Genomic DNA, 21,335 nt, shown 5'->3' on the forward strand with positions numbered 1-21,335 from the left:
AGAAGCAAATAGTAATAATTAAATTAATAAAAACGTTACGCTATGTACGCAATTGTAGAGATAGCAGGGCATCAATTTAAAGTTGAAAAAGACCAAAAAGTTTTTGTTAATCGTTTAGCAGTAGAAGAAGGTAAGCAAGTTGATTTTGACAACGTACTTTTATTAGCAGACGGTAGCAATGTAACAGTAGGCGCCCCAGCTATAGATGGAGCACAAGTAAGTGCAAAAGTCTTAAAGCACCTTAAAGGTGATAAAGTTATTGTTTTCAAAAAGAAAAGACGTAAAGGTTACCGTGTAAAAAATGGTCATAGACAAGCCTTAACTGAAATCGTAATTGAAAACATAGTAGCATCTGGAGCTAAGCCAGCAAAAAAAGCTGAAAAAGCTGCTCCTAAAAAAGAAGCTAAAGCAGAAGCACCAAAAGCAGCTGCAAAAAAGTCTACTGCTAAAGCAGACGATTTAAAGAAAATTGAAGGTATTGGACCAAAAATTGCTGAAACTTTAGTAGAAGCAGGTATTGCAACTTACGCAGACTTAGCAAAAGCTAAACCAGCAAAAATTTCTGAAATCATCGAAGGTGTTCGTGGTAATCACGTACCAGACACTTGGCCACAACAAGCTCAGTTAGCTGCTGATGGTAAGTGGGATGAATTAAAAGAGTTACAAGACAAATTAGACGGTGGAGTAGAAAAATAATCTACAACACTTAAGTATAACACAACGTTACTGCGTAAAGCAGAAACTTTAAAACCTTAAAATTATGGCTCATAAAAAAGGAGTTGGTAGTTCTAAAAACGGTAGAGAATCAGAATCGAAACGATTAGGTGTTAAGATTTTTGGTGGTCAAGCAGCTGTTGCAGGAAATATCATTGTAAGACAAAGAGGTAACACACATCATCCAGGTGAAAACGTATACCAAGGTAAAGACCATACGTTACACGCTCAAGTAGATGGTGTTGTAAAATTCACAAAGAAAAAAGATAACAAATCTTATGTTTCTATAGAGCCTTTTCAGGCTTAAGAATTTTTAGCCCAAAAAACAAAAAACCCTTTCTAAAATTAGAAAGGGTTTTTTGTTTCTTTAATATTACCTCAAAGTTTTGTTAATATTAAAAAGCTTATTTTTTCATTTAAAAATAACTCAACCTTTAAGTTTATCTAAATTCACTTAGATGGGTATTTTATTATTTAGCGTTGAACAAAAATCAACAAAATATGAAATACTTTTACACCTTATTACTGCTGCTAACTATCTCTTTTAGTGGCTATTCTCAGTCAGGAAATATTCAAGGAACATTAACCGATGAAAATGGTATATCTATACCAGGAGCTACTATTTTAATAGAGACATTAAATAAAGGAGCAATCTCTAACTTTAATGGTAAATATACTCTAGTAGATGTACCAGAAGGAAATTATACTGTATTGGTTAAATATTTAGGGTATTCTGATGTTTCAAAACCTGTACAAGTAACAGCTAATACAACTACAACGCTAAATATAAATTTAAACTCAGAAAATACCGAATTAGAAACGGTTGTATTAACTGGATACGGTATTGGTAGTCAAGCAAGAGCTTTAAATGCTCAAAAAAACAAACAAAACATTACAAATATTGTATCTACAGACCAAATAGGTAAGTTTCCGGATGCCAATGTAGGAGATGCTGTAAAGCGTATACCAGGTATTACAATGCAAGTAGATCAAGGAGAAGCAAGAAATATTATTGTTAGAGGTTTATCACCTCAATTAAACTCGGTAACTCTTAATGGAAGCAGAATTCCTTCTGCAGAAGGAGATAATAGAAACATACAAATGGATTTAATTCCTTCTGATATGATTCAAACTATTGAAGTTAATAAAGCAGTTACACCAGATATGGATGCAGATGCACTTGGAGGATCTGTAAATTTAATTACAAGAACATCGCCACAAGGATTTAGATTGTCTGCAACAGCTGGTTCTGGTTTAAACTTTATTACAGATAAGCGTATTTTAAATGGTTCATTTTTAGTAGGAGACCGTTCTAACGATGGTAAATTTGGTTGGATGGTTTCTGCATCTATCAATGATAATGATTTTGGAAGTGATAACGTAGAAGCAGAATGGACAGATGAGTTTGAATATAATACAGGAGTCCAAGACATAGAAGGTGATGATATCCTTGAAGAAGTAGATGTAAATCCTTACGCTAATGTTTTTGAAATTAGAGAATACTTAGTACAACGTGTTAGAAGAAGTTTTTCTGCAAATTTTGATTACGAGTTAGATAAAAATAATACGGTTTACTTCAAATCAATTTACAACTGGAGAGATGATCGCGAAAACAGATTTAGATTAGAACATGAAATATTAGATGGAGAAGATATTGGTTTAGGCGATTTTAATGTTGATAGCAATGGAAATTTAACCATGTTTCCGGTTGAGGCAAAAAGACAATCTAAAGGCGGAATTGATAATAATAGAAATAAAAACAGACGTTTAGAAGATCAACGTATGTTTAACTTTAGTTTAGGTGGAGATCATTTATTAGGTAATGTAGAATTTGATTGGATGGCTTCATTTGCTAAAGCATCTGAAGAAAGATTAAACGAGCGTTATCTAGAATACGAAAGCGAGTACATGGTTAACTTTAATAACAATCAAGATAAACCAAACTATTCACCAGTAAATGCTGCTAATTCTGATTTTTCAATTTTTACGTTTAATGAGTTATCAGAAGAAAATCAATATACAGAAGAAGAAGATTTTAACTTTTTTGTAAACGCAAAATTACCAGTTTCTATTGTTGAAGATAGAGATGGGTTTTTGAAGTTTGGAGTAAAAACTAGATTAAAAAATAAAAATAGAGATAACGATTTTACAGAATACAGTGATGCAACAGGAATGTTAGATGAGTTAGGAATGATTCCTACAAAAAACTACTCTGATTCAGATTTCTTAGCTGGTAGTCAATATCAAATAGGGACATTTGCTTCAGAAGAATTTTTAGGAGGACTTAATCTTAACAACACAAACCTATTTGAAAGTGAAGATTTGCCAGAAGAATATATTACAGCTAACTACGATGTTAATGAAAACGTATACGCAGGATATGTTATGTTAAATCAAGATTTTTCTGATAAATTTAGCGTGTTAGCAGGTGTTAGGTTAGAGCATACTTCTATTGATAGTGAAGGTAACGAGTTAACTTTTAATGAAGATGGAGATGTAGATGGTATTCAAAAATTAACAGATAAAAATTCTTACACAAACCTTTTACCAGGTGTTCATTTAAAATATAACGTAACAGATAATACTGTTTTACGTTTTGCTTGGACAAATACTTTAGCGCGTCCAAACTATGTAGACTTAGTGCCTTATCAAGAAATTAATAATGAAGATGAAGAGATTTTCTTAGGTAATTCAGAGTTAGACCCAACTACATCTATGAACTTTGATATTATGGCAGAGCATTACTTTAAATCTGTTGGTATAATTTCAGGAGGTTTATTTTATAAAGATATTCAAGATTTTGTTTACGTAAGACAAACAGAAAACGAAAATGGTTATGAAGTTTACCAGCCATTAAACGGAGATGGAGCATCAGTTTTTGGAGCAGAATTTTCATTTCAACGTCGTTTAGATTTCTTACCAGGTTTTGCTAAAAACTTTAATATTTATTTAAACTACACGTATTTAACTTCAAATACAGATGGTATTTATAACGAAGACGGAGAAGAGCGTACAGATTTAGATTTACCACAAACAGCTCCAAATATGTTTAACGGATCTTTAAGCTATGATGCTAAAAAATTCAGTTTACGTTTATCAGCAAACTTTTCAGACGATTATATAGATGAAATAGGAGGAAATGCTTTTGAAGACAGATACTATGACGAGCAGTTTTTCTTAGACTTTAATGCTAATGTTGCATTAAGTAAAAATCTAACCTTATATGCTAATTTAAATAACATTACTAACCAACCATTACGTTATTATCAAGGTGTAAAAGGAAGAACCATGCAAATGGAATACTACGAGAAGCGTTTAACCTTTGGATTAAAGTACGATCTATTTAAAAGCAAAAAATAATGAAACAATTTTTAATACTATGTTGCGCAATTACAATGGTAGCTTGCAAAACTAACTTACCAGAAATACCGCCAACATTAAAAACAGATAAAGTACCTCACGATAGTGATGATCCAGCAATTTGGGTAAACAAACAAAACCCAGAACAAAGCATAGTTTTTGGTACAGATAAAGACGAAGTTAATGGTGGTGTTTACGCTTTTGATTTAAACGGAAAACTAATTAAAGACAAAGCAATTACAGGTGTAAGTTATCCAAATAATGTAGATGTAGAATATGGTTTTAAGTTAACAGATAGTACAGAAACAGATATATTGATGTTTACAGAAAGAGAAAAAAATCAAATACGATTATTTTCTGCACCAGATTTAAAACCACTTGATAATGGAGGTTTTAAAGTATTTGAAGATGAAACTGATAAGCTTCAAAAAAGACCAATGGGAATTTCAATTTATAAAAACCCAAAAACTAATGAAGTCTCTGTATTTGTTAGCCGAAAAGCTGGTCCAAGAGAAGGTTATTTATACCAGTATGGATTAGAATCTGACTCGACAGGAGTTTCTGCAAAATTACTTAGAAAATTAGGCACATTTAGTGGTCAAAAAGAAATCGAAGCCATAGCTGTAGACGACGAGTTAGGTTTTGTATATTTTTCTGATGAAGGTGTAGGTATAAGAAAGTATCACGCCAACCCAAAAGATGGGAATAAAGAAATATCCATGTTTGGTTCTGAGTATTTTAAAGACGACATAGAAGGTATTGCTATAGCAACTTATCCAAACGGAGAAGGTTATATAATAGTATCTAACCAACAAGATCATACGTTTAACTTTTTTACAAGAAGTGATAATGCTTTCGTAAAAACTTTAAACTTAGGAACTTTAGAAACCGATGGTTGCGATATTACGACACAAGCATTGGGTGATAAATTTCCCAACGGATTATTTGTTTCAATGAATGATGAGCAAGATTTCTTTTATCATGCAGTAGATTCATTACAATTGAATAAATAATAATTTTTTCATAAATTAAGAAAACCCTTTCTTTTACAGAAAGGGTTTTTGATTTTTAAAATGTACAATAAAAAAATCCCAAACATTTCTGCTTGGGATTTGTAATTTTTCTGCTGTTACAGAAATTTTAGTATCTATAGTGTTCAGGTTTAAAAGGACCTTCAACTGTTACACCAATATATTCTGCTTGATCTTGCTTAAGCTCGGTAAGTTCAACACCAATTTTCTCTAAGTGTAATTTAGCTACTTTTTCATCTAAATGTTTTGGTAGCATATATACTTCGTTTTCATACTTGTCAGAATGATTCCAAAGCTCGATTTGCGCTAATGTTTGGTTGGTAAAAGAGTTACTCATTACAAAACTTGGATGACCAGTTGCACAACCTAAATTTACTAAGCGTCCTTCTGCTAAAACAATAATATCATTACCATCAATAGTATATTTATCTACTTGAGGTTTAATTGTGTTTTTAGTGTTGCCATAGTTTTCGTTTAACCAAGCCATTTGTATTTCGTTATCAAAATGACCAATGTTACATACTATGGTTTTATCTTTCATTGCTTTAAAGTGCTCTGCACGTACAATGTCTTTGTTACCAGTTGTAGTAATTACGATATCGGCATTACCAACAACAGTTTCTAATTTTTTAACTTCAAAACCGTCCATTGCAGCTTGTAACGCACAAATTGGGTCAATCTCAGTAACTGTTACGATACTTCCTGCACCTTTAAAAGACGCAGCAGTACCTTTACCAACATCTCCGTAACCACAAACAACAACGCGCTTACCAGCTAACATCACGTCCGTTGCACGACGTATAGCATCTACAGCACTTTCGCGACAACCATATTTGTTATCAAATTTAGATTTTGTTACAGAGTCGTTTACGTTAATTGCAGGCATTGGTAATGTTCCGTTTTTAACACGCTCGTATAAACGGTGTACACCAGTCGTAGTTTCTTCAGACAAACCTTTAATACCAGAAGCTAATTCTGGGTATTTATCTAAAACCATATTAGTTAAATCACCACCATCATCAAGAATCATGTTTAAAGGCTTACGATCTTCTCCAAAAAATAAGGTTTGCTCGATACACCAGTCAAACTCTTCTTCTGTCATATCTTTCCATGCATAAACAGCAGTTCCTGCGGCAGCAATAGCAGCAGCAGCTTGATCTTGTGTAGAGAAAATGTTACAGCTACTCCAAGTAACCTCTGCACCTAAAGCCTGTAAAGTTTCAATTAAAACAGCAGTTTGAATGGTCATATGTAAACAACCAGCAATACGTGCGCCTTTTAATGGCTGCTCATTTTTATACTCTTCACGTAAACTCATTAAACCTGGCATTTCTGCTTCGGCTAATTCAATTTCTTTTCTTCCCCAATCTGCTAGAGACATATCTTTTACCTTATTAGGAACGTATGGGACTGTTTTTGTACTCATTTCTAAATTTTTTCTATGTTTATTAAAGGGCTAAACTTTGGTTTTAGTGTTTTAAAATAACTAAATTCGCTATATAAAATGCCAAAATCGCCTTAGGCGTTGCAAAGATAACTAATAACATTTAGAATATTAAATGCCTCTTTACAAATCCATTACTCCTAATAGCCAAACTACTGTTAAAATTTGGAAAATTGAAGAATCTTATGACGATTTACTATCGGCTTTAGACTTAAAACCAGAAAGTTTAACCAGAGTTTTAGGAATGAAAAGCGAATTACATCAACGTGGTTTTTTAAGTGTTAGACACTTGTTACGAGAGTTTGGTTATACCGATCAAGATTTATTTTATGATGAAAATGGCAAACCACATTTAAAAGACGGAAAGCATATTTCTATCACGCACAGTTTTACATTCTCTGGAGTTATTATTAGTGATAATAAAGTTGGTATTGATATAGAAATGCAGCGCGAAAAAATTACGAAAATAGCTAAGAAATTTGTCGAATATGAGTTTGAGTATTTAGATACTGAAGCTAAAGATTATATTAATAAACTAACCGTAATTTGGGGCATAAAAGAGTCTTTATATAAACTATTTGCAACACCAGGAATGTTGTTTAGAGAGCACTTTTTAGTTATCCCTTTTTCTATTAAAGATGAAGAAACAGTGTGTTGGATTGATTACAATGGGCTAAAAAAAAGATACAACTCACACTTCTTAGAATTTGAAGGATTTACTTGCGCTTACGTTATTGAATAATGAACATTTACAACCATATATTACAAGCTAAAAATGACGGAAATAAGCTATTAGCAGTGTTAATAGATCCAGATAAATTTCAGCTTAAAAATGCATTGCAATTTATAGATAAAGTCAATAATTCTATAATAACACATGTTTTTATTGGCGGTAGTGAAGTAGGGCAAAACGTAACACAAGCGTTAGTAGAAGTGATTAAAATGCTTACCGATTTACCAATAGTTTTATTTCCTGGTGATGTCACACAAATTTCAAAAGATGCAGATGCTATTTTGTTTTTGTCTTTGCTTTCAGGACGTAATGCCGACTATTTAATAGACAAGCAAGTGCAAGCTGTACCTTTATTAGAAAAAACACAATTAGAAGTCATTTCAACAGGATATATTTTAATAGAATCTGGCAAAACAACAGCAGTACAGCGCGTTACAAAAACGTTACCTTTAAATAGAACAGATGTAGATGCTATCACAAACACAGCAAAAGCAGGAGAATTACTAGGCAAAAAGTTGATTTATTTAGAAGCTGGTAGCGGTGCTACTTACGAAGTACCGGTTGAAGTAATTGAATCTGTAAAAAATAAAATAGATATTCCGTTAATTGTTGGTGGCGGAATTAGAACAAAAACACAAATAGAAAATGCTTTTATCGCAGGCGCAGATATGGTAGTTATTGGTACTGCTTTTGAAGAAGACCAACAGTTTTTTGAACTATTAAAACATTAATATGCAAATTTCAGTAGATTTAACCTTGTCGCCGTTACAAAACGATTATGAGGCACACATTATAGACTTTATAAAAACACTTAGAAATTCTGAATTTAAAGTACTTGAAAATCCTTTAAGTACACAAATATTTGGTGACTTTGATACGCTTATGCCATTTTTAAATCAAGCTATTAAAACATCTTTTGAAAATACAGATATTAGTGTATTAACCATGAAAGTTGTAAAAACAAACAGAAGCGATTATGAACCACATTTTTGATTTCTTTTTTGGTCAATATGCAACTTATAATACCGTAGATGTTGTTTTAGAAATTATTGCAGTAATCTTTGGGTTTTTATCTGTTTGGTATTCTAAACAAAACAAAATTCTTGTCTTTCCAACAGGTATGATTAGTACACTAATTTTTGTGTATTTATTACTAAAATGGGAACTTTTAGGCGATATGATGATAAACGCTTATTATTTTATAATGAGTGTTTATGGATGGTATTTTTGGACAAAAAAGGTAGATCAAACTCATGTAACACCAATTTCTACAACAACCATTAAGGAAAAACAAGCTAGTATTGTTATATTTATTGCAACTTTAATTTTTGTTTTTATTGTTTATAAAACCTTTGATAAATGGACAGATTGGGTTGCTTATGTAGATGCACTAACTACTGCAATCTTCTTTGTTGGAATGTGGTTAATGGCAAAACGAAAAATTGAAAATTGGATTTTTTGGATTATAGGAGATATCATTTCTGTACCTTTATATTTCTATAAAGGATTTACATTTACCAGTTTACAGTATTTAGGATTTACGGTAATAGCAATTTATGGATATTTAGCATGGAAAAAGCTCTTAAACAACAACCAAGCAATTGTATAAAAGTTGTGCTTTTTGGACCAGAAAGTAGTGGTAAAACGACCCTTTCTAAGCAATTAGCGCGATATTATAATTCTGTTTGGGTACCAGAATATGCACGCGAATATCTTCAAAATAAATGGAATAACGAGCGTAAAACTTGCGAGCCTAAAGACCTTTTGCCAATAGCTATTGGTCAAATGCAATTAGAAAATACATTAGCCCAAAAAACAGATTCAGTTTTAATTTGTGATACCGATTTATTAGAAACTAAAGTGTATTCAGAAGAATATTATTCAGGTACATGTGATCCATTATTAGAAAAATATGCTTTAAAAAACACCTACGATTTATACTTTTTAACGTATATTGATACACCTTGGGAAGCAGATGATTTAAGAGATAAACCAGAAGAAAGACAAGAAATGTTTGAAGCGTTTGAAGCAGCTTTAATAAAATATAACAAACCCTATGTTTTATTAAAAGGCGATAAGCAAACACGTTTAGCATTAGCCACCAAGCACATTAATCAATTATTAGCAAAGAAAAATGAAGTTAAGCCCTAAAGACCAAGAGTTATTAGAAAAAAAAGGAATTACTGTAAAAAAGCTAAAGCAACAATTAGAAACTTTTAAAACAGGTTTACCTTATATAAATTTAAAACGTGCAGCAACTGTAGGAGATGGTATTTTAAATTTAAACGATACAGAAAAAGAACAATTAATCTCGTTATATGATGCTTCTAAAGATAATATTGATGTAATTAAGTTTGTTCCTGCGTCTGGCGCAGCAACACGTATGTTTAAATTCTTATTTCAATTTTTACAATCATACCAATCTAATGACGAGAGTATTAATGCATACATTAACCGTAAAAAAGCATTAGATATTTCGTTATTTTTTATAGGTCTAGAAAAATTACCGTTTTACAACGATGTTATTCAACATTTAAAAAATACAAAACCGCATTATTCAAAATTAACTCTAGAAGAACAACGTATCGAGTTTGTAAAAGCTTTATTACAAGAAAATCAGCTTAATTATAGCTTTTACCCAAAAGGATTATTACCATTTCATAAATACAAAGATCATATTGCAACTGCTTTTGAAGAACATTTATACGAAGCAGCGTTATATGCTTCTTCTAATAAAAAAGCAAAAGTACATTTAACAATTTCAGACAAGCATCTAGAACTTTTTGAAGCAGAGTTTGAAAAGATTAAGGATAAAGTAGAACAAAACACAGAAACCAAATTTGATATTTCATTTTCTTATCAAAAGCAATCAACAGATACTATTGCAGTAAATAGTAAGGACGAAATTGTAAGAACAAAATCTAAAGAGTTATACTTTAGACCATCTGGTCACGGAGCTTTGATAAACAACTTAAACGATTTAAATGCAGATGTTATTTTTATAAAAAATATTGATAATGTTGTGGTTCCTAAAAGCAAAGAACAAGTTTGGAAACATAAAAAAGTCCTTGCAGGATTGTTGTTAGATGTAAAAACTAAAGCGTTTGATTATGCCAAAGCATTAGACGAAAAGGATCTAACCGAAGAAGAGTTAATAGAGATTGCAACGTTCTTACAAAATAAACTTAACGTAGTAATTTCTCAAGAATTTGAAAAGTACGCTAAAAAATATCAAGTAGAATATTTACAGAAAAAACTAAACCGTCCAATTAGAGTTTGCGGTATGGTAAAAAATGAAGGAGAACCTGGTGGAGGACCATTTTGGGTAAAAGATGAAGCTGCTAATATTTCGCTTCAAATTGTCGAAACAGCTCAAATAGACACCAAAGCAAAGTCACAGAAAAAAATACTTAAAAAAGCAACTCATTTTAATCCTGTAGATATAGTTTGTAGTATTAAAAATTATAAAGGTGAAGTGTATGATTTACAAAAATTTTTAGATCCAAAAGCAGCTTTTATAACAGAAAAAACCGTTAACGGTAAAAGTATAAAAGCATTAGAATTACCAGGATTATGGAATGGAAGTATGTCTAACTGGAATACTATTTTTGTAGAAGTACCATTAGCAACATTTAACCCAGTAAAAACGGTAAACGATTTGCTTAAATCATCTCATCAAGTAGACTAATGTTGCCTTATCAAGAATTAGAAAAAGAATTTAACTTTAAAGCCATTCGTAGCTCAGGTAGTGGTGGGCAACATGTAAATAAAGTTGCTACAAAAATCGAATTAAGTTTTTCCGTTTCAGAATCTTTAGTATTAAATCAACACCAAAAAGCAATAATAATAGAAAAGCTTTATAATAGATTAACAAAAGATCAAGTGTTAATTCTGCAATGTGGAGAAACACGAAGCCAACTTAAAAATAAACGAATTGCAATAAGTAGAGCATTTTCGATTTTAGAAGCAGCACTAAAGGTTAAAGCAGAAAGAAAACCTACAAAAGTGCCAAAGTCAGTTATTAAAAAGCGACTAAAAAACAAAAAAATACAATCCGAAAAAAAAGCAAATAGACGTAAACCTAATATTGATTAGTTTGATGTTATTTTAAAAAAGAGCAATTTTATTTTTCGGCTATTTTTAAATTAATTCTATAAAAGTTAGAATTCTTATTTTTATTTCAAAAAACCTATTTATCTTTGCGCCGTTCTCAAAAAAGGGGTGCTTTTTTGATTTAAGATATACTAGTCAAACTTAAATCATACAGGCTGAGATCATACCCAACGAACCTAGAACAGGTAATGCTGTTTAGGGACAAAGAATGGACAATCTTACAAGTAAAAACGTATGATTAACATTCAACAAATTAATTATTAATAGTAAAGAATAATTACCTCTTTTTATTCGATTATAAATTTCATAATCGTAATGAAAAATTTATTTCTTTTTTTAACACTTTTAGTGTTATCAGTCAGTGTTAATGCGCAACAAGAAAAGCAACAAGACACAACAAAAACCCAACAATTAGACGAAGTTTTAGTAAAAGCCGTACGTGTAGATGCAGACTCGCCAATCACGCACAGTAATGTTTCTAAAGCAGAAATACAAAAGCGTAACTTGGGTCAAGATGTACCTATATTACTTAATTATTTACCGTCTGTTGTTACTACAAGTGATGCTGGAGCAGGTATAGGATATACTGGTATTAGAGTACGTGGTACAGATGCAACACGTGTTAATGTAACTATTAACGGGATACCTTATAATGATCCAGAAAGTCAAGGTACTTTTTGGGTTAATTTAGGTGATATAGCATCATCAACAGAAAGCATTCAGTTACAACGTGGTGTTGGTACATCTACCAATGGTTCTGGAGCGTTTGGAGCAAGTTTAAACTTGTTAACGGATGTGTTTTCTGAAGAAGCTTCTGCCGAAATTTCAAACAGTTTTGGAAGTTTCAATACAAGAAAACATACGGTAAAATTAAGTACAGGATTATTAAATGATCATTTTGAATTCTCAGGAAGGTTATCAAAAATAGATTCAGATGGATATATAGATAGAGCTTTTACCGATTTAAAATCTTACTTTTTACAAGGAATTTATAAAGATGAAAATACGTTAATTAAAGCCTTAACTTTTGGTAATGTAGAAAGAACTTATCAAGCATGGTACGGTTTAACTAAAGAAGAGTTAGAAGAAGATCGTCGTCAAAATCCATATACTTATGATAACGAAACAGATAATTACTGGCAAGATCATTATCAATTACACTGGAACCAACGCTACAATAATAATTGGTCAACAAACCTAGGATTAAACTATACAAAAGGGAAAGGATATTTTGAGCAATATAAAGAAGAAGAAGCTGCAGCAGATTTTTCTAATTTAATAGAAGACGACTCAGATGTTATTGTACGTCGTTGGTTAGATAGCGATTTTTATGTGCTTAATGCCAATGTAGTTTACAAAAAAGATGCTTTAGAGGTTATCTCTGGTACCTCATATAGCAGTTTTACAAATGACCATTTTGGTGAAGTAATTTGGGGAAGCGATTTAGCACCAAACACACAAATTAGAGACCGTTATTATGATGGTGATGCTACAAAAAACGACTTTAGTGTATTCTCTAAAGCTACATTTAAACTAGCACCTAAATTTACAGGATTTGTAGATTTACAAGGACGCTTTGTAAGCTATAAAACCAACGGTATAAATTCAGATTTAAATGAATTTGTTACCGATGCAGATTTTAGTTTTTTCAATCCTAAATTAGGATTAACCTATAAATCTTCAGAAAAAAATAGCTACTACGTATCTTATGCAAGAGCTAACCGCGAGCCAAATCGTGACGACTTTAAAGCTGGTGTAACAGAAAACGAAACATTAAACGATATAGAGTTGGGTTGGCGTTATGCGAATAATAAAGTTAATGTAAATACTAACTTATATTACATGTTTTATCAAAACCAGTTAGTATTAACGGGCGAATTAGATGATGTTGGTAGCCCAATAAGAGTTAATGTGGATGATAGTTATAGGTTAGGTATTGAAATAGATGCCAATATTAAGCTTTCAAGTATGTTAAATACATCTACTAATGTTGCTTTAAGTAGCAATAAAATTAAAAATTTTGGAGTAGATATAGACGGACAATTTGTGGATTTAGGAGATACAAATATTTCTTTCTCTCCAGAGTTAGTTATTGGTAACGCTATTAATTTTACACCTATAGAAAACCTACAAGTATCCTTTTTAAGTAAATATGTAGGAGAACAATATATGGGTAATATTGATAATGAAGATTCTATTTTAGAAAGTTATTTTATCAACGATCTAAATGTTAACTATGAGATCAAACCGAATAAATTATTTAAGTCAATAATATTTTCTGGTTTAGTTAATAATATATTCAATAAAGAATATGTTTCCAATGGTTATTTTGGATCTTATGATTATAATGACCCAAGTAGCCCAACAGGAGTTACAACAGGTTACTACACAGGATACTATCCTCAAGCCACAACAAACTTTTTATTAGGAATGACTTTAAAGTTTTAATTAGTAATTAATTACAAAAAAAAAGCACCTTTTTTTAAGGTGCTTTTTTTATTTTTCAATAAGTTTTTTTAATTGTTATAAACACGTATTATGCTGCCATTTACTTCTACAAAATAAGGTTTTAAACTAAAATTGCCGTCAGTACCATCAAAAGGAGCACCAGTTACAATGTTGTAACTATTTCCATCCTCACAATTACAAGTTGCAGTAATACCTTCAACACTTAATCTAGAACAATCAGAAGGCGCATGGTTTGGATCTGTTAATTCAAAAGAAACATAATTGCCATTACCAACATTGTAAATAACAATAGCATTGTAGCCAAAAGCGTTTAAAACTAAGTGGTTTCCAGCAAACTGTAAATCGTTGTATTGAGGCAAAGATGTATCTATAGAGTTTTGGGTGTCAAAAGCAATATTAGGGATATAATTATTGTTGTTATTATCATCATCTTTTTGACAAGAAACACTAATAATAATAAGCGACACAAGTGCTAATAATTTGATTTTCATATTCTAAAATAAAAGTCTAAATTCTACACAAATTTACAACAATAAGTAGCGTAAAATAAATATTTTGTATATTTGCTTAACAAAATCTCGTGCATGCGAGATTTTTGCGTTTTACGCTGAAATTTTTTTCAGCGTCTTTTTATTTAAAACGAAATAATTATGAGTAAAGTATCTTATTATACAGCAGAAGGTTTAAAAAAACTAAGAGATGAGCTTAAGCAACTTAAAGATGTAGAACGCGTAAAAGCATCTAAAGCAATTGCCGAAGCAAGAGATAAAGGAGATTTAAGTGAAAATGCAGAGTATGACGCCGCTAAAGAAGCGCAAGGTATGTTAGAGATGCGTATTTCTAAATTAGAAGAAGCTTTAGCAGGAGCACGTTTAATAGACGAGTCTCAATTAGATACATCAAAAGCATTGGTGTTATCTAAAGTAAAAATTAAAAACCAAACCAATGGTATGGAAATGGTTTATACGCTAGTAGCAGATGGCGAAGCCGATTTAGCATCAGGAAAAATCTCTGTAAATAGTCCAATTGGTAAAGGATTGTTAGGTAAATCTGTTGGTGAAGTTGCCGAAATACAAGTGCCAAGTGGTATTATGAAATTTGATATTATCGAAATTTCTAGATAAATAATATTTCGCTTTCGCGGAAATTAAAAACAAAATTCCTGTGTATTCTGAAATATGTTTTCAGTTTGGCAGGAATCTTTTTTATATTTAAATTATAAATTAATCAATATGGCTTCAATATTTACAAAAATTATAAATGGTGAAATACCGTGCTACAAAATTGCAGAAACAGAAGATTTTTTCGCCTTTTTAGATATCAATCCTAATGCTAAAGGACACACACTTTGTATTCCCAAAAAAGAAGTTGATAAGATCTTTGATTTAGATGAAGCTACATATACAGGCTTAATGCAATTTTCTAGAAAAGTTGCTATAGCTATAGAACAAGCAATACCATGTAAGCGTGTTGGTGTAAGCGTAATTGGTCTAGAAGTACCACATGTGCATGTACATTTAATTCCCTTAAACACTATGGAAGATGCGCGCTTTATTAGTAAAGAAACACTTACTAAAGAAGATTTTGATGCAACTGCAAAAGCAATACAATCTTACTTATAAGAGCTGATTAAAAACGTAACTAAAGCAGCAATTAAAACTATAGCTACAACTATTAAAATCAATGCAAATGGTTTTAGTTTTAAGTAGCTTTTTTTTGGCGTAAATGCTTTTAATTGATACTCATAAACACGCTCAATGTCGTCAGTCCATTGTACTGGGAAGATTTCAGTTTCACAAGTGTTACAATATAAGCTATGACTTATTTTTTGAGTCAAAGTTTTGTGAAGTGTCGTTTCTAAAAACTCTTGTTTAAAAGTAAGTTGTAATCCAGAGTTGTTATAACATTCTGGACAGTTATTTTTTAAAACTACTTGTTTTATTGTAGCATAACTTTTACGCATAATTAAACTGTTTTTAGAGAAATTAACATGGTTGTTCCAACACCAATTTCTGATAATTGTACTTTTATTTTTCCGTCATGAAAATCTTCAACAATTCGTTTTGTTAAAGATAATCCCAATCCCCAACCACGTTTTTTTGTGGTGTAACCTGGTTCAAAAATAGTTTTAAATTCTTTTTTAGAGATGCCTTTACCAGTATCGCTAACTGTAATATCTACATATTTTTGATGTGGTGTAATTTGTACCTTTAGATTTCCTTTTCCTTTCATGGCATCTATCGCATTTTTAACCAAGTTTTCAATGCTCCAACCGTATAATTGTCTATTTAAATTTACATAAATTGGTATGTCTGGAGCATCAATACTAAAGTTAATTAATTTTGAAGATCTAGACTTTAAATAACTATAAGCATCTTTAGTTTCTTCAACAATATCTAATCGTTCTAACGTTGGTAAAGAACCTATTTTACTAAAACGTTCAGTAATAGTTTGTAGTCTATTTATATCTTTTTCAATCTCTTTGATATATTCTGGATTGGTATTTTCGGTCTTTAAAATTTCTGTCCAACCAATTAAAGAAGATAGTGGTGTACCAATTTGATGAGCTGTTTCTTTTGCCATTCCAGACCACAATTTGTTTTCGGTTGCATTTTTAGAGCTTTTATAAAAAAAGTAAACAACTGCACCAAATAGTAAAATGATTAGTAGTAGCGCTAATGGATAGTATTTAAGTTTGTTTAATAAAGGGGAATTTCCGTAGTAAAGCGTAGATAAAACTTTGTCTTTGTATTTAATTTCGATGGGTTTATTTTCTCCTTTAAATTGTTCTATTAAAGATTTAAGGTAAGTTTCGTCTTCTGTTTCCTTTTCGTCTATGTTATTAAAGTCCATCGTTCCATCTTCGTTAACTTTAATCATTGGAGTAGTGTTATTACTTTCTAAAATTTTTAGGGGTAAATTGCCAATATCTCCATTTAAATCCATGTTCTGGATAATGTCTTGTTGAGCAAAAGACCAAATCTCCATTTTTTTGCGTTCTTCTTCTTTAAATTTTTGAAAGAATACGTAGGTATTCCATAAAATCAAAGAGATAATTCCAAAAGACGCAATAATAATAATCCAACGTACTAGCTGACGATGTTTAGTAAAAAACATGATGGTTAATTTTTGTTGTTAATATAATGCAATTCTGTTAATAATATTGTGAGAGTTACCTATTAAATTGCTTTTAGTTGCGTGCCAGATTATGTACTTTTGTACAAAATAAACAAGTAGTATGTTATCATTTTTGCCAAAGGATTTAGAAACACCAAAACTACACAGTTACCTGCTTAGCGCTGTGGCACCAAGACCAATTGCTTTTGCAAGTACTGTAGACAAAGACGGAAGACCCAACCTATCACCGTTTAGTTTTTTTAACGTTTTTAGTGCAAATCCACCAATATTAATATTTTCTCCTGCAAGACGTGTTAGAGGCAATACCACAAAACATACTTTAGAAAATGTAGAAGTTACAAATGAAGTCGTAATTAATGTGGTAAATTATGATATTGTACAACAAATGTCATTAAGTAGTACAGAATATCCTGAAGGTGTTAACGAATTTGAAAAAGCAGGGTTAACCATGCTAAAATCGGACATTGTTAAACCTTTTAGAGTGGCAGAAAGCCCAATACAAATGGAGTGTAAGGTTAATGAAATTGTTAAGCTAGGTACAGAAGGTGGTGCAGGTAATTTAGTAATATGCGAAGTGGTTAAAATGCATATTAATGATGAGGTTTTAGATAAAAATGGAGCTATCGATCAAGTAAAATTAGACTTAGTATCAAGAGCAGGAGGTAGTTTTTATAGCAGAGCAAAATCTGGTTTTTTTGAAATACCAAAACCTTTAAGAACCTTAGGTATTGGTGTAGACGCTTTACCAGAACATGTTAGAAATAGTAATATATTAACAGGTAACGATTTAGGTTTATTAGCAAATGTAGAAACATTACCAACAGAAGATGCTATATTAGCATTTAAACAAAAACATGATTTATCAAAAATAAATCTAGAAGAAAAACACAAAAAAGCACAAGATTTTTTAAGTTATAATGATGTAGAAAGTGCTTGGAAAATGCTATTATTGTAAAATAGCAATATAAATTTAGACGAATATTTAATAATTATAGAGAGAAATGGAAGTACAAGGAAAAGTAAAATTAATTGGAGAAACACAGACTTTTGGAAGTAATGGGTTTAGAAAAAGAGAAATAGTAGTAACTACTGAAGAGCAGTACCCACAACATATTATGATAGAGTTTGTTCAAGATAAAACAGATTTATTAAACAACTACCAAGTAGGACAAGATGTAAAAGTTAACATTAACTTACGTGGTAGAGAATGGGTAAATCCTCAAGGTGAAACAAAATATTTCAACTCTATTCAAGGTTGGCGTATAGAAGCTGTTCAAGCAAGTGCACCACAAGGCATGCCAGAAGTGCCACCAGCACAAGCTTTTGAACCAGCAAATAATGTAAACGAAGAAGAGCACGACGATTTACCGTTTTAAACATATTTCGCTTTCGCGGAAATAAAAACCCTCAAAACCTATTTGGTTTTGAGGGTTTTTTGTCAAATTCATTTTAAATATTTATTTTAAGTAAAAATAATTGCATTGAATTTTCTAAATAAACATCACTTTTTTCCTCCAGTATCTCAAGCAACAGAAGATGGTCTTTTAGCTTTTGGTGGCGATTTAAGTCCAGAACGACTTTTAGCAGCATACCAAAACGGAATTTTTCCTTGGTTTGAAGATGATAATACTATTTTATGGTGGTCACCAGATCCTAGATTTGTGCTATTCCCTTCAAAATTAAAAGTTTCTAAAAGCATGAAACAAGTGTTGCGTAATTGTAATTTTGAAGTGACCGTAAATAAGGATTTTAATGCGGTTATTACCGAATGTGCTAAAGCAAAACGACCAGGTCAAGACAGTACATGGATTACCAACGGAATGGTAGAGGCTTATAACACATTACATCAACTAGGTTTTGCTAAATCTGTCGAGGTTTGGCAAGATCAAAAACTTGTTGCTGGCTTATATGGTGTCGATTTAAATAATGGTGTGTTTTGTGGCGAAAGTATGTTTACCAAAGTTAGTAATGCTAGCAAAGCTGGTTTTATCACTTTTATTCAAAATAGTAATTACAAATTAATAGATTGTCAAGTTTATACTAATCACCTAGAAAGTTTAGGCGCAGAAGATATTTCTAGAGATGAGTTTTTAAAGTATATAAAGTAACTACATTTTACTAAACTTGATCATACCTAAAACAATCAACCTCATGGTCGTTAACCATACCAGTTGCTTGCATATGTGCATATATAACTGTGCTACCTACAAATTTAAAACCACGTTTTTTTAAATCTTTACTTAAAGCATCACTTATTGGTGTATTTGCTGGAGCTTCTTTATAATTTTTTACTTTGTTTTTTATAGGTTTTCCGTCTACAAAAGCCCAAATGTATTTACTAAACGATCCAAATTCTTCCTGCACTTTCATAAAAGCTTGTGCATTGGTAACTGTAGCTTTAATCTTTAGTCTATTGCGTATAATACCTTCATTTTGCATTAATTCTTCAAGTTTCTTTTCATTATATTTTGCTATTTCTCTGTAGTCAAAATTATCAAAAGCAACTCTAAAATTTTCGCGTTTACGCAACACAGTAATCCAACTCAATCCAGCTTGAAATGTTTCAAGAATTAAAAACTCAAAAATGGTGTCGTCATCATAAACAGGTTTTCCCCATTCTTGGTCATGATAAGCTTCGTATAGTGCATCACCAACGCACCAACCACATCTGTGTTTTGTCATTGTAAGGTTTTTAAAAATATACTACTAATGTAACAACAGTTACTAAATTATCCTAAAAGTTGCTGTAATTTTAGACTATGGAAACAACACAATTAGACTTAGCAAATGTTATAGAAGAGAGCTTAAAAAAAAGTCTTTCTTATCAAGATTATAGAACTTTATTAAGCAGGTTAGTAGAAGAGAATGCTACTACAGGTACTAATCAATCTGAAGCATTAATTAATTATACTGCGCTTAACGATAGACGTATGAAGCGCTGGGATAAAACGGTAAAAATTAGTGAAGCCGATAAAATAACTATTAAAAATGCAACAGTAAATCAAACATGGATTGTTCTTACCGAAAGTTGGTGTGGCGATGCAGCACATGTAATACCTGTAATTAATAAGGTTGCCGAGTTAAATACTGGTATTAATTTGCAATTGGTTATGCGTGATGAAAATGAGCAATTAATAGATTTGTTCTTAACCAACGGAGGTAAATCAATACCTAAACTTATTCAATTTGATAATACATCAAAAACAGTTTTAAATAGTTATGGACCTAGACCAACAGAAGCTACCAAGCTGGTTAATGATTTTAAAAAGAAACACGGTACGTTAACTGCCGAATTTAAAGAAGATTTACAACGTTGGTACAATAAAGATAAAGGTCAAAATGTGATTAATGACTTGTTAGAATTAATCAATTAACTATGACAGTTCAGGTTATTTTTTAGTATTTCTCAACTGTGCTTTTAGCTACTTATATGATGTCTCACATACGCTCGACATGACTTAGGATTGTCATTTCGACGGTAGGAGAAATCGCATTACATTAGTATTAAACCGTTGAGTATTTTGAAATATAAAAACTTTATTTCGAAAAGCTCAATAGAGTTTTTGAGAACTTTTATTGAAATTCAAAAGTAATAGTACCAATTTGTGAAGTTTTATTAGCACTGTTAAATCTAGCTTCTTTTGCATACTTTAAAGCGTAGTCTTTTAAACAAGCATTATTAGAAGTTGATGCAGAATTGGTGCTAACTTTAACCACATTTCCGTTTTGATTTACTGTAATATTTACTACTATTTTTCCTCTTGCGTCACATAGATAAATAGGAACAGGTAAATATTGATCTATACGACCTTTTAAAGAATAATAGACATTACTGTTGGTATTTGCGACATTGCTTTGTGCTGCACTTTGATTTTGGCTACGTTTAGAAAGCACACTATTTACACTATTAAAACTGGTTATGGTTTCTTCAGAAATTGAAGAATTACCATTGTTTTTAGATGTTGAAGTCTCTTTAATTACTTCATTTTTATAAGTTTCTAGTTTAGGGTTTTTATAATCTTTTGGTGGCGCTATAGGTTTGTAAGCTTGTGCGTAATGTTTATAATTTTCGGTTGTATTAAAAGCTTTATTTGTAGTGTTAGAACTTTTGTTTTGTGATTCAATTTCAGGTATTTGTTCTTTTATATCTTCAATAGTTTCTACTTCATAAAATGTTTCAGCTTGCGCGTTATCTAACTTAAAAATAGTTGTATTAAAAATTGAAAGTACCAATGTACCAACAATTAAAAAAGTTATAGCTAATGCCTTATGTGAATTGTTAAACTGCATGCAAACAAATTAATAATTAAGCTTGATTTGTTAGTAATTAATA

Annotated in this window: 24 protein-coding genes; 18 read left to right on the plus strand and 6 right to left on the minus strand. The window is 31.2% G+C overall.

Features of this window, described 5'->3' with window-relative positions:
- Nucleotides 1–42: 42 nt before the first annotated feature.
- The 4 genes from rplU to ACEQT4_RS05285 all read left to right on the plus strand — a co-directional run bounded on the left by rplU (nt 43) and on the right by ACEQT4_RS05285 (nt 5,087).
- Nucleotides 43–696: a 50S ribosomal protein L21 gene (gene rplU / locus ACEQT4_RS05270; RefSeq protein WP_027880837.1), complete on the plus strand. Its 654-nt coding sequence runs from the start codon at nt 43–45 to the stop codon at nt 694–696.
- A gap of 64 nt (nt 697–760) precedes the next feature.
- Complete coding sequence (gene rpmA / locus ACEQT4_RS05275) at nt 761–1,021, plus strand: 50S ribosomal protein L27 (protein ID WP_027880838.1); 261 nt, start codon at nt 761–763, stop codon at nt 1,019–1,021.
- 194 nt (nt 1,022–1,215) lie between these two features.
- Nucleotides 1,216–4,074: a TonB-dependent receptor gene (locus ACEQT4_RS05280; RefSeq protein WP_370226401.1), complete on the plus strand. Its 2,859-nt coding sequence runs from the start codon at nt 1,216–1,218 to the stop codon at nt 4,072–4,074.
- The gene (locus tag ACEQT4_RS05285; protein ID WP_370226402.1) at nt 4,074–5,087 is read left to right on the plus strand and encodes a phytase; all 1,014 of its coding nucleotides are present in this window, start codon (nt 4,074–4,076) and stop codon (nt 5,085–5,087) included. The genes ACEQT4_RS05280 and ACEQT4_RS05285 overlap by 1 nt, the downstream gene beginning before the upstream one ends.
- A gap of 127 nt (nt 5,088–5,214) precedes the next feature.
- On the opposite strand, the gene ahcY is transcribed toward ACEQT4_RS05285, so the two are convergent.
- A complete protein-coding gene (gene ahcY, locus ACEQT4_RS05290) occupies nt 5,215–6,531 on the minus strand; it encodes an adenosylhomocysteinase (RefSeq protein WP_106679707.1) in 1,317 nt (438 codons plus the stop codon).
- Nucleotides 6,532–6,664: 133 nt separating this feature from the next.
- Between ahcY and ACEQT4_RS05295 the strand changes: the two genes are divergently transcribed.
- The 8 genes from ACEQT4_RS05295 (at nt 6,665) to ACEQT4_RS05330 (ending at nt 13,843) form a co-directional block, all read left to right on the plus strand.
- A complete protein-coding gene (locus tag ACEQT4_RS05295) occupies nt 6,665–7,291 on the plus strand; it encodes a 4'-phosphopantetheinyl transferase superfamily protein (RefSeq protein ID WP_370226403.1) in 627 nt (208 codons plus the stop codon).
- Entirely contained in the window at nt 7,291–8,013 is a 723-nt protein-coding gene (locus ACEQT4_RS05300) for a geranylgeranylglyceryl/heptaprenylglyceryl phosphate synthase (RefSeq protein WP_370226404.1), read from the plus strand. Before ACEQT4_RS05295 ends, ACEQT4_RS05300 begins: the two co-directional genes overlap by 1 nt.
- Before the next feature lies 1 nt (nt 8,014).
- Complete coding sequence (locus ACEQT4_RS05305; protein ID WP_370226406.1) at nt 8,015–8,275, plus strand: hypothetical protein; 261 nt, start codon at nt 8,015–8,017, stop codon at nt 8,273–8,275.
- The gene (pnuC, locus tag ACEQT4_RS05310; protein WP_370226407.1) at nt 8,259–8,891 is read left to right on the plus strand and encodes a nicotinamide riboside transporter PnuC; all 633 of its coding nucleotides are present in this window, start codon (nt 8,259–8,261) and stop codon (nt 8,889–8,891) included. Before ACEQT4_RS05305 ends, pnuC begins: the two co-directional genes overlap by 17 nt.
- Nucleotides 8,852–9,433 (plus strand): AAA family ATPase, encoded by a 582-nt coding sequence (locus tag ACEQT4_RS05315; protein WP_370226408.1) that lies wholly within the window; start codon nt 8,852–8,854, stop codon nt 9,431–9,433. The genes pnuC and ACEQT4_RS05315 overlap by 40 nt, the downstream gene beginning before the upstream one ends.
- Nucleotides 9,417–10,970: a DUF4301 family protein gene (locus tag ACEQT4_RS05320; RefSeq protein WP_370226409.1), complete on the plus strand. Its 1,554-nt coding sequence runs from the start codon at nt 9,417–9,419 to the stop codon at nt 10,968–10,970. Before ACEQT4_RS05315 ends, ACEQT4_RS05320 begins: the two co-directional genes overlap by 17 nt.
- Nucleotides 10,970–11,377, plus strand: coding sequence for an alternative ribosome rescue aminoacyl-tRNA hydrolase ArfB (gene arfB / locus ACEQT4_RS05325; protein ID WP_370226411.1), 408 nt, complete (start codon nt 10,970–10,972; stop codon nt 11,375–11,377). Before ACEQT4_RS05320 ends, arfB begins: the two co-directional genes overlap by 1 nt.
- Before the next feature lie 333 nt (nt 11,378–11,710).
- Entirely contained in the window at nt 11,711–13,843 is a 2,133-nt protein-coding gene (locus tag ACEQT4_RS05330; protein ID WP_370226412.1) for a TonB-dependent receptor, read from the plus strand.
- A gap of 68 nt (nt 13,844–13,911) precedes the next feature.
- Here the strand turns inward: ACEQT4_RS05330 and ACEQT4_RS05335 are convergent, their stop codons facing one another.
- On the minus strand, nt 13,912–14,355 hold the full coding sequence (locus ACEQT4_RS05335; RefSeq protein ID WP_370226413.1) for a hypothetical protein: 444 nt from the start codon (nt 14,353–14,355) through the stop codon (nt 13,912–13,914).
- Between the two features lie 159 nt (nt 14,356–14,514).
- On the opposite strand from ACEQT4_RS05335, the gene greA reads away from it, so the two are divergent.
- Both greA and ACEQT4_RS05345 read left to right on the plus strand, forming a co-directional pair.
- Nucleotides 14,515–14,988: a transcription elongation factor GreA gene (greA, locus tag ACEQT4_RS05340; RefSeq protein ID WP_027880851.1), complete on the plus strand. Its 474-nt coding sequence runs from the start codon at nt 14,515–14,517 to the stop codon at nt 14,986–14,988.
- A gap of 108 nt (nt 14,989–15,096) precedes the next feature.
- Nucleotides 15,097–15,486 carry an HIT family protein gene (locus ACEQT4_RS05345; RefSeq protein ID WP_370226414.1) on the plus strand — a complete coding sequence of 130 codons (390 nt, stop codon included), beginning with the start codon at nt 15,097–15,099 and terminating at the stop codon, nt 15,484–15,486.
- On the opposite strand, the gene ACEQT4_RS05350 is transcribed toward ACEQT4_RS05345, so the two are convergent.
- On the minus strand, nt 15,477–15,827 hold the full coding sequence (locus tag ACEQT4_RS05350) for a hypothetical protein (RefSeq protein WP_370226415.1): 351 nt from the start codon (nt 15,825–15,827) through the stop codon (nt 15,477–15,479). The two genes, ACEQT4_RS05345 and ACEQT4_RS05350, sit on opposite strands and share 10 nt — an antisense overlap.
- A gap of 2 nt (nt 15,828–15,829) precedes the next feature.
- Nucleotides 15,830–16,981, minus strand: coding sequence for a sensor histidine kinase (locus ACEQT4_RS05355; protein ID WP_370226416.1), 1,152 nt, complete (start codon nt 16,979–16,981; stop codon nt 15,830–15,832).
- A 121-nt stretch (nt 16,982–17,102) separates the two neighbouring features.
- Here ACEQT4_RS05355 and ACEQT4_RS05360 point away from each other — a divergent pair, with 121 nt between their 5' ends.
- From ACEQT4_RS05360 to aat, 3 genes are all read left to right on the plus strand, one after another.
- On the plus strand, nt 17,103–17,957 hold the full coding sequence (locus tag ACEQT4_RS05360; RefSeq protein WP_370226418.1) for a flavin reductase family protein: 855 nt from the start codon (nt 17,103–17,105) through the stop codon (nt 17,955–17,957).
- Nucleotides 17,958–18,003: 46 nt separating this feature from the next.
- Nucleotides 18,004–18,378: a DUF3127 domain-containing protein gene (locus tag ACEQT4_RS05365; protein WP_370226419.1), complete on the plus strand. Its 375-nt coding sequence runs from the start codon at nt 18,004–18,006 to the stop codon at nt 18,376–18,378.
- A gap of 105 nt (nt 18,379–18,483) precedes the next feature.
- Nucleotides 18,484–19,110, plus strand: coding sequence for a leucyl/phenylalanyl-tRNA--protein transferase (gene aat / locus ACEQT4_RS05370; RefSeq protein ID WP_370226420.1), 627 nt, complete (start codon nt 18,484–18,486; stop codon nt 19,108–19,110).
- A gap of 10 nt (nt 19,111–19,120) precedes the next feature.
- Here the strand turns inward: aat and ACEQT4_RS05375 are convergent, their stop codons facing one another.
- Nucleotides 19,121–19,684 (minus strand): DNA-3-methyladenine glycosylase I, encoded by a 564-nt coding sequence (locus ACEQT4_RS05375; protein WP_370226422.1) that lies wholly within the window; start codon nt 19,682–19,684, stop codon nt 19,121–19,123.
- A 77-nt stretch (nt 19,685–19,761) separates the two neighbouring features.
- Between ACEQT4_RS05375 and ACEQT4_RS05380 the strand changes: the two genes are divergently transcribed.
- A complete protein-coding gene (locus ACEQT4_RS05380; protein ID WP_370226424.1) occupies nt 19,762–20,376 on the plus strand; it encodes a thioredoxin family protein in 615 nt (204 codons plus the stop codon).
- A 199-nt stretch (nt 20,377–20,575) separates the two neighbouring features.
- Here ACEQT4_RS05380 and ACEQT4_RS05385 read toward each other — a convergent pair whose 3' ends face one another.
- On the minus strand, nt 20,576–21,292 hold the full coding sequence (locus ACEQT4_RS05385) for a hypothetical protein (RefSeq protein ID WP_370226425.1): 717 nt from the start codon (nt 21,290–21,292) through the stop codon (nt 20,576–20,578).
- Nucleotides 21,293–21,335: the final 43 nt, after the last annotated feature.

The organism is Mesoflavibacter sp. (assembly GCF_964226795.1).
GTDB lineage: Bacteria > Bacteroidota > Bacteroidia > Flavobacteriales > Flavobacteriaceae > Mesoflavibacter > Mesoflavibacter zeaxanthinifaciens.

What these genes read in the sequence shown, in the direction of transcription:
- rplU (WP_027880837.1), top strand. Translation starts at nt 43, where the DNA reads ATGTACGCAATTGTAGAGATAGCAGGGCATCAATTTAAAGTTGAAAAA.
- rpmA (WP_027880838.1), top strand. Translation starts at nt 761, where the DNA reads ATGGCTCATAAAAAAGGAGTTGGTAGTTCTAAAAACGGTAGAGAATCA.
- ACEQT4_RS05280 (WP_370226401.1), top strand. Translation starts at nt 1,216, where the DNA reads ATGAAATACTTTTACACCTTATTACTGCTGCTAACTATCTCTTTTAGT.
- ACEQT4_RS05285 (WP_370226402.1), top strand. Translation starts at nt 4,074, where the DNA reads ATGAAACAATTTTTAATACTATGTTGCGCAATTACAATGGTAGCTTGC.
- ahcY (WP_106679707.1), bottom strand. Translation starts at nt 6,531, where the DNA reads ATGAGTACAAAAACAGTCCCATACGTTCCTAATAAGGTAAAAGATATG.
- ACEQT4_RS05295 (WP_370226403.1), top strand. Translation starts at nt 6,665, where the DNA reads ATGCCTCTTTACAAATCCATTACTCCTAATAGCCAAACTACTGTTAAA.
- ACEQT4_RS05300 (WP_370226404.1), top strand. Translation starts at nt 7,291, where the DNA reads ATGAACATTTACAACCATATATTACAAGCTAAAAATGACGGAAATAAG.
- ACEQT4_RS05305 (WP_370226406.1), top strand. Translation starts at nt 8,015, where the DNA reads ATGCAAATTTCAGTAGATTTAACCTTGTCGCCGTTACAAAACGATTAT.
- pnuC (WP_370226407.1), top strand. Translation starts at nt 8,259, where the DNA reads ATGAACCACATTTTTGATTTCTTTTTTGGTCAATATGCAACTTATAAT.
- ACEQT4_RS05315 (WP_370226408.1), top strand. Translation starts at nt 8,852, where the DNA reads ATGGAAAAAGCTCTTAAACAACAACCAAGCAATTGTATAAAAGTTGTG.
- ACEQT4_RS05320 (WP_370226409.1), top strand. Translation starts at nt 9,417, where the DNA reads ATGAAGTTAAGCCCTAAAGACCAAGAGTTATTAGAAAAAAAAGGAATT.
- arfB (WP_370226411.1), top strand. Translation starts at nt 10,970, where the DNA reads ATGTTGCCTTATCAAGAATTAGAAAAAGAATTTAACTTTAAAGCCATT.
- ACEQT4_RS05330 (WP_370226412.1), top strand. Translation starts at nt 11,711, where the DNA reads ATGAAAAATTTATTTCTTTTTTTAACACTTTTAGTGTTATCAGTCAGT.
- ACEQT4_RS05335 (WP_370226413.1), bottom strand. Translation starts at nt 14,355, where the DNA reads ATGAAAATCAAATTATTAGCACTTGTGTCGCTTATTATTATTAGTGTT.
- greA (WP_027880851.1), top strand. Translation starts at nt 14,515, where the DNA reads ATGAGTAAAGTATCTTATTATACAGCAGAAGGTTTAAAAAAACTAAGA.
- ACEQT4_RS05345 (WP_370226414.1), top strand. Translation starts at nt 15,097, where the DNA reads ATGGCTTCAATATTTACAAAAATTATAAATGGTGAAATACCGTGCTAC.
- ACEQT4_RS05350 (WP_370226415.1), bottom strand. Translation starts at nt 15,827, where the DNA reads ATGCGTAAAAGTTATGCTACAATAAAACAAGTAGTTTTAAAAAATAAC.
- ACEQT4_RS05355 (WP_370226416.1), bottom strand. Translation starts at nt 16,981, where the DNA reads ATGTTTTTTACTAAACATCGTCAGCTAGTACGTTGGATTATTATTATT.
- ACEQT4_RS05360 (WP_370226418.1), top strand. Translation starts at nt 17,103, where the DNA reads ATGTTATCATTTTTGCCAAAGGATTTAGAAACACCAAAACTACACAGT.
- ACEQT4_RS05365 (WP_370226419.1), top strand. Translation starts at nt 18,004, where the DNA reads ATGGAAGTACAAGGAAAAGTAAAATTAATTGGAGAAACACAGACTTTT.
- ACEQT4_RS05375 (WP_370226422.1), bottom strand. Translation starts at nt 19,684, where the DNA reads ATGACAAAACACAGATGTGGTTGGTGCGTTGGTGATGCACTATACGAA.
- ACEQT4_RS05380 (WP_370226424.1), top strand. Translation starts at nt 19,762, where the DNA reads ATGGAAACAACACAATTAGACTTAGCAAATGTTATAGAAGAGAGCTTA.
- ACEQT4_RS05385 (WP_370226425.1), bottom strand. Translation starts at nt 21,292, where the DNA reads ATGCAGTTTAACAATTCACATAAGGCATTAGCTATAACTTTTTTAATT.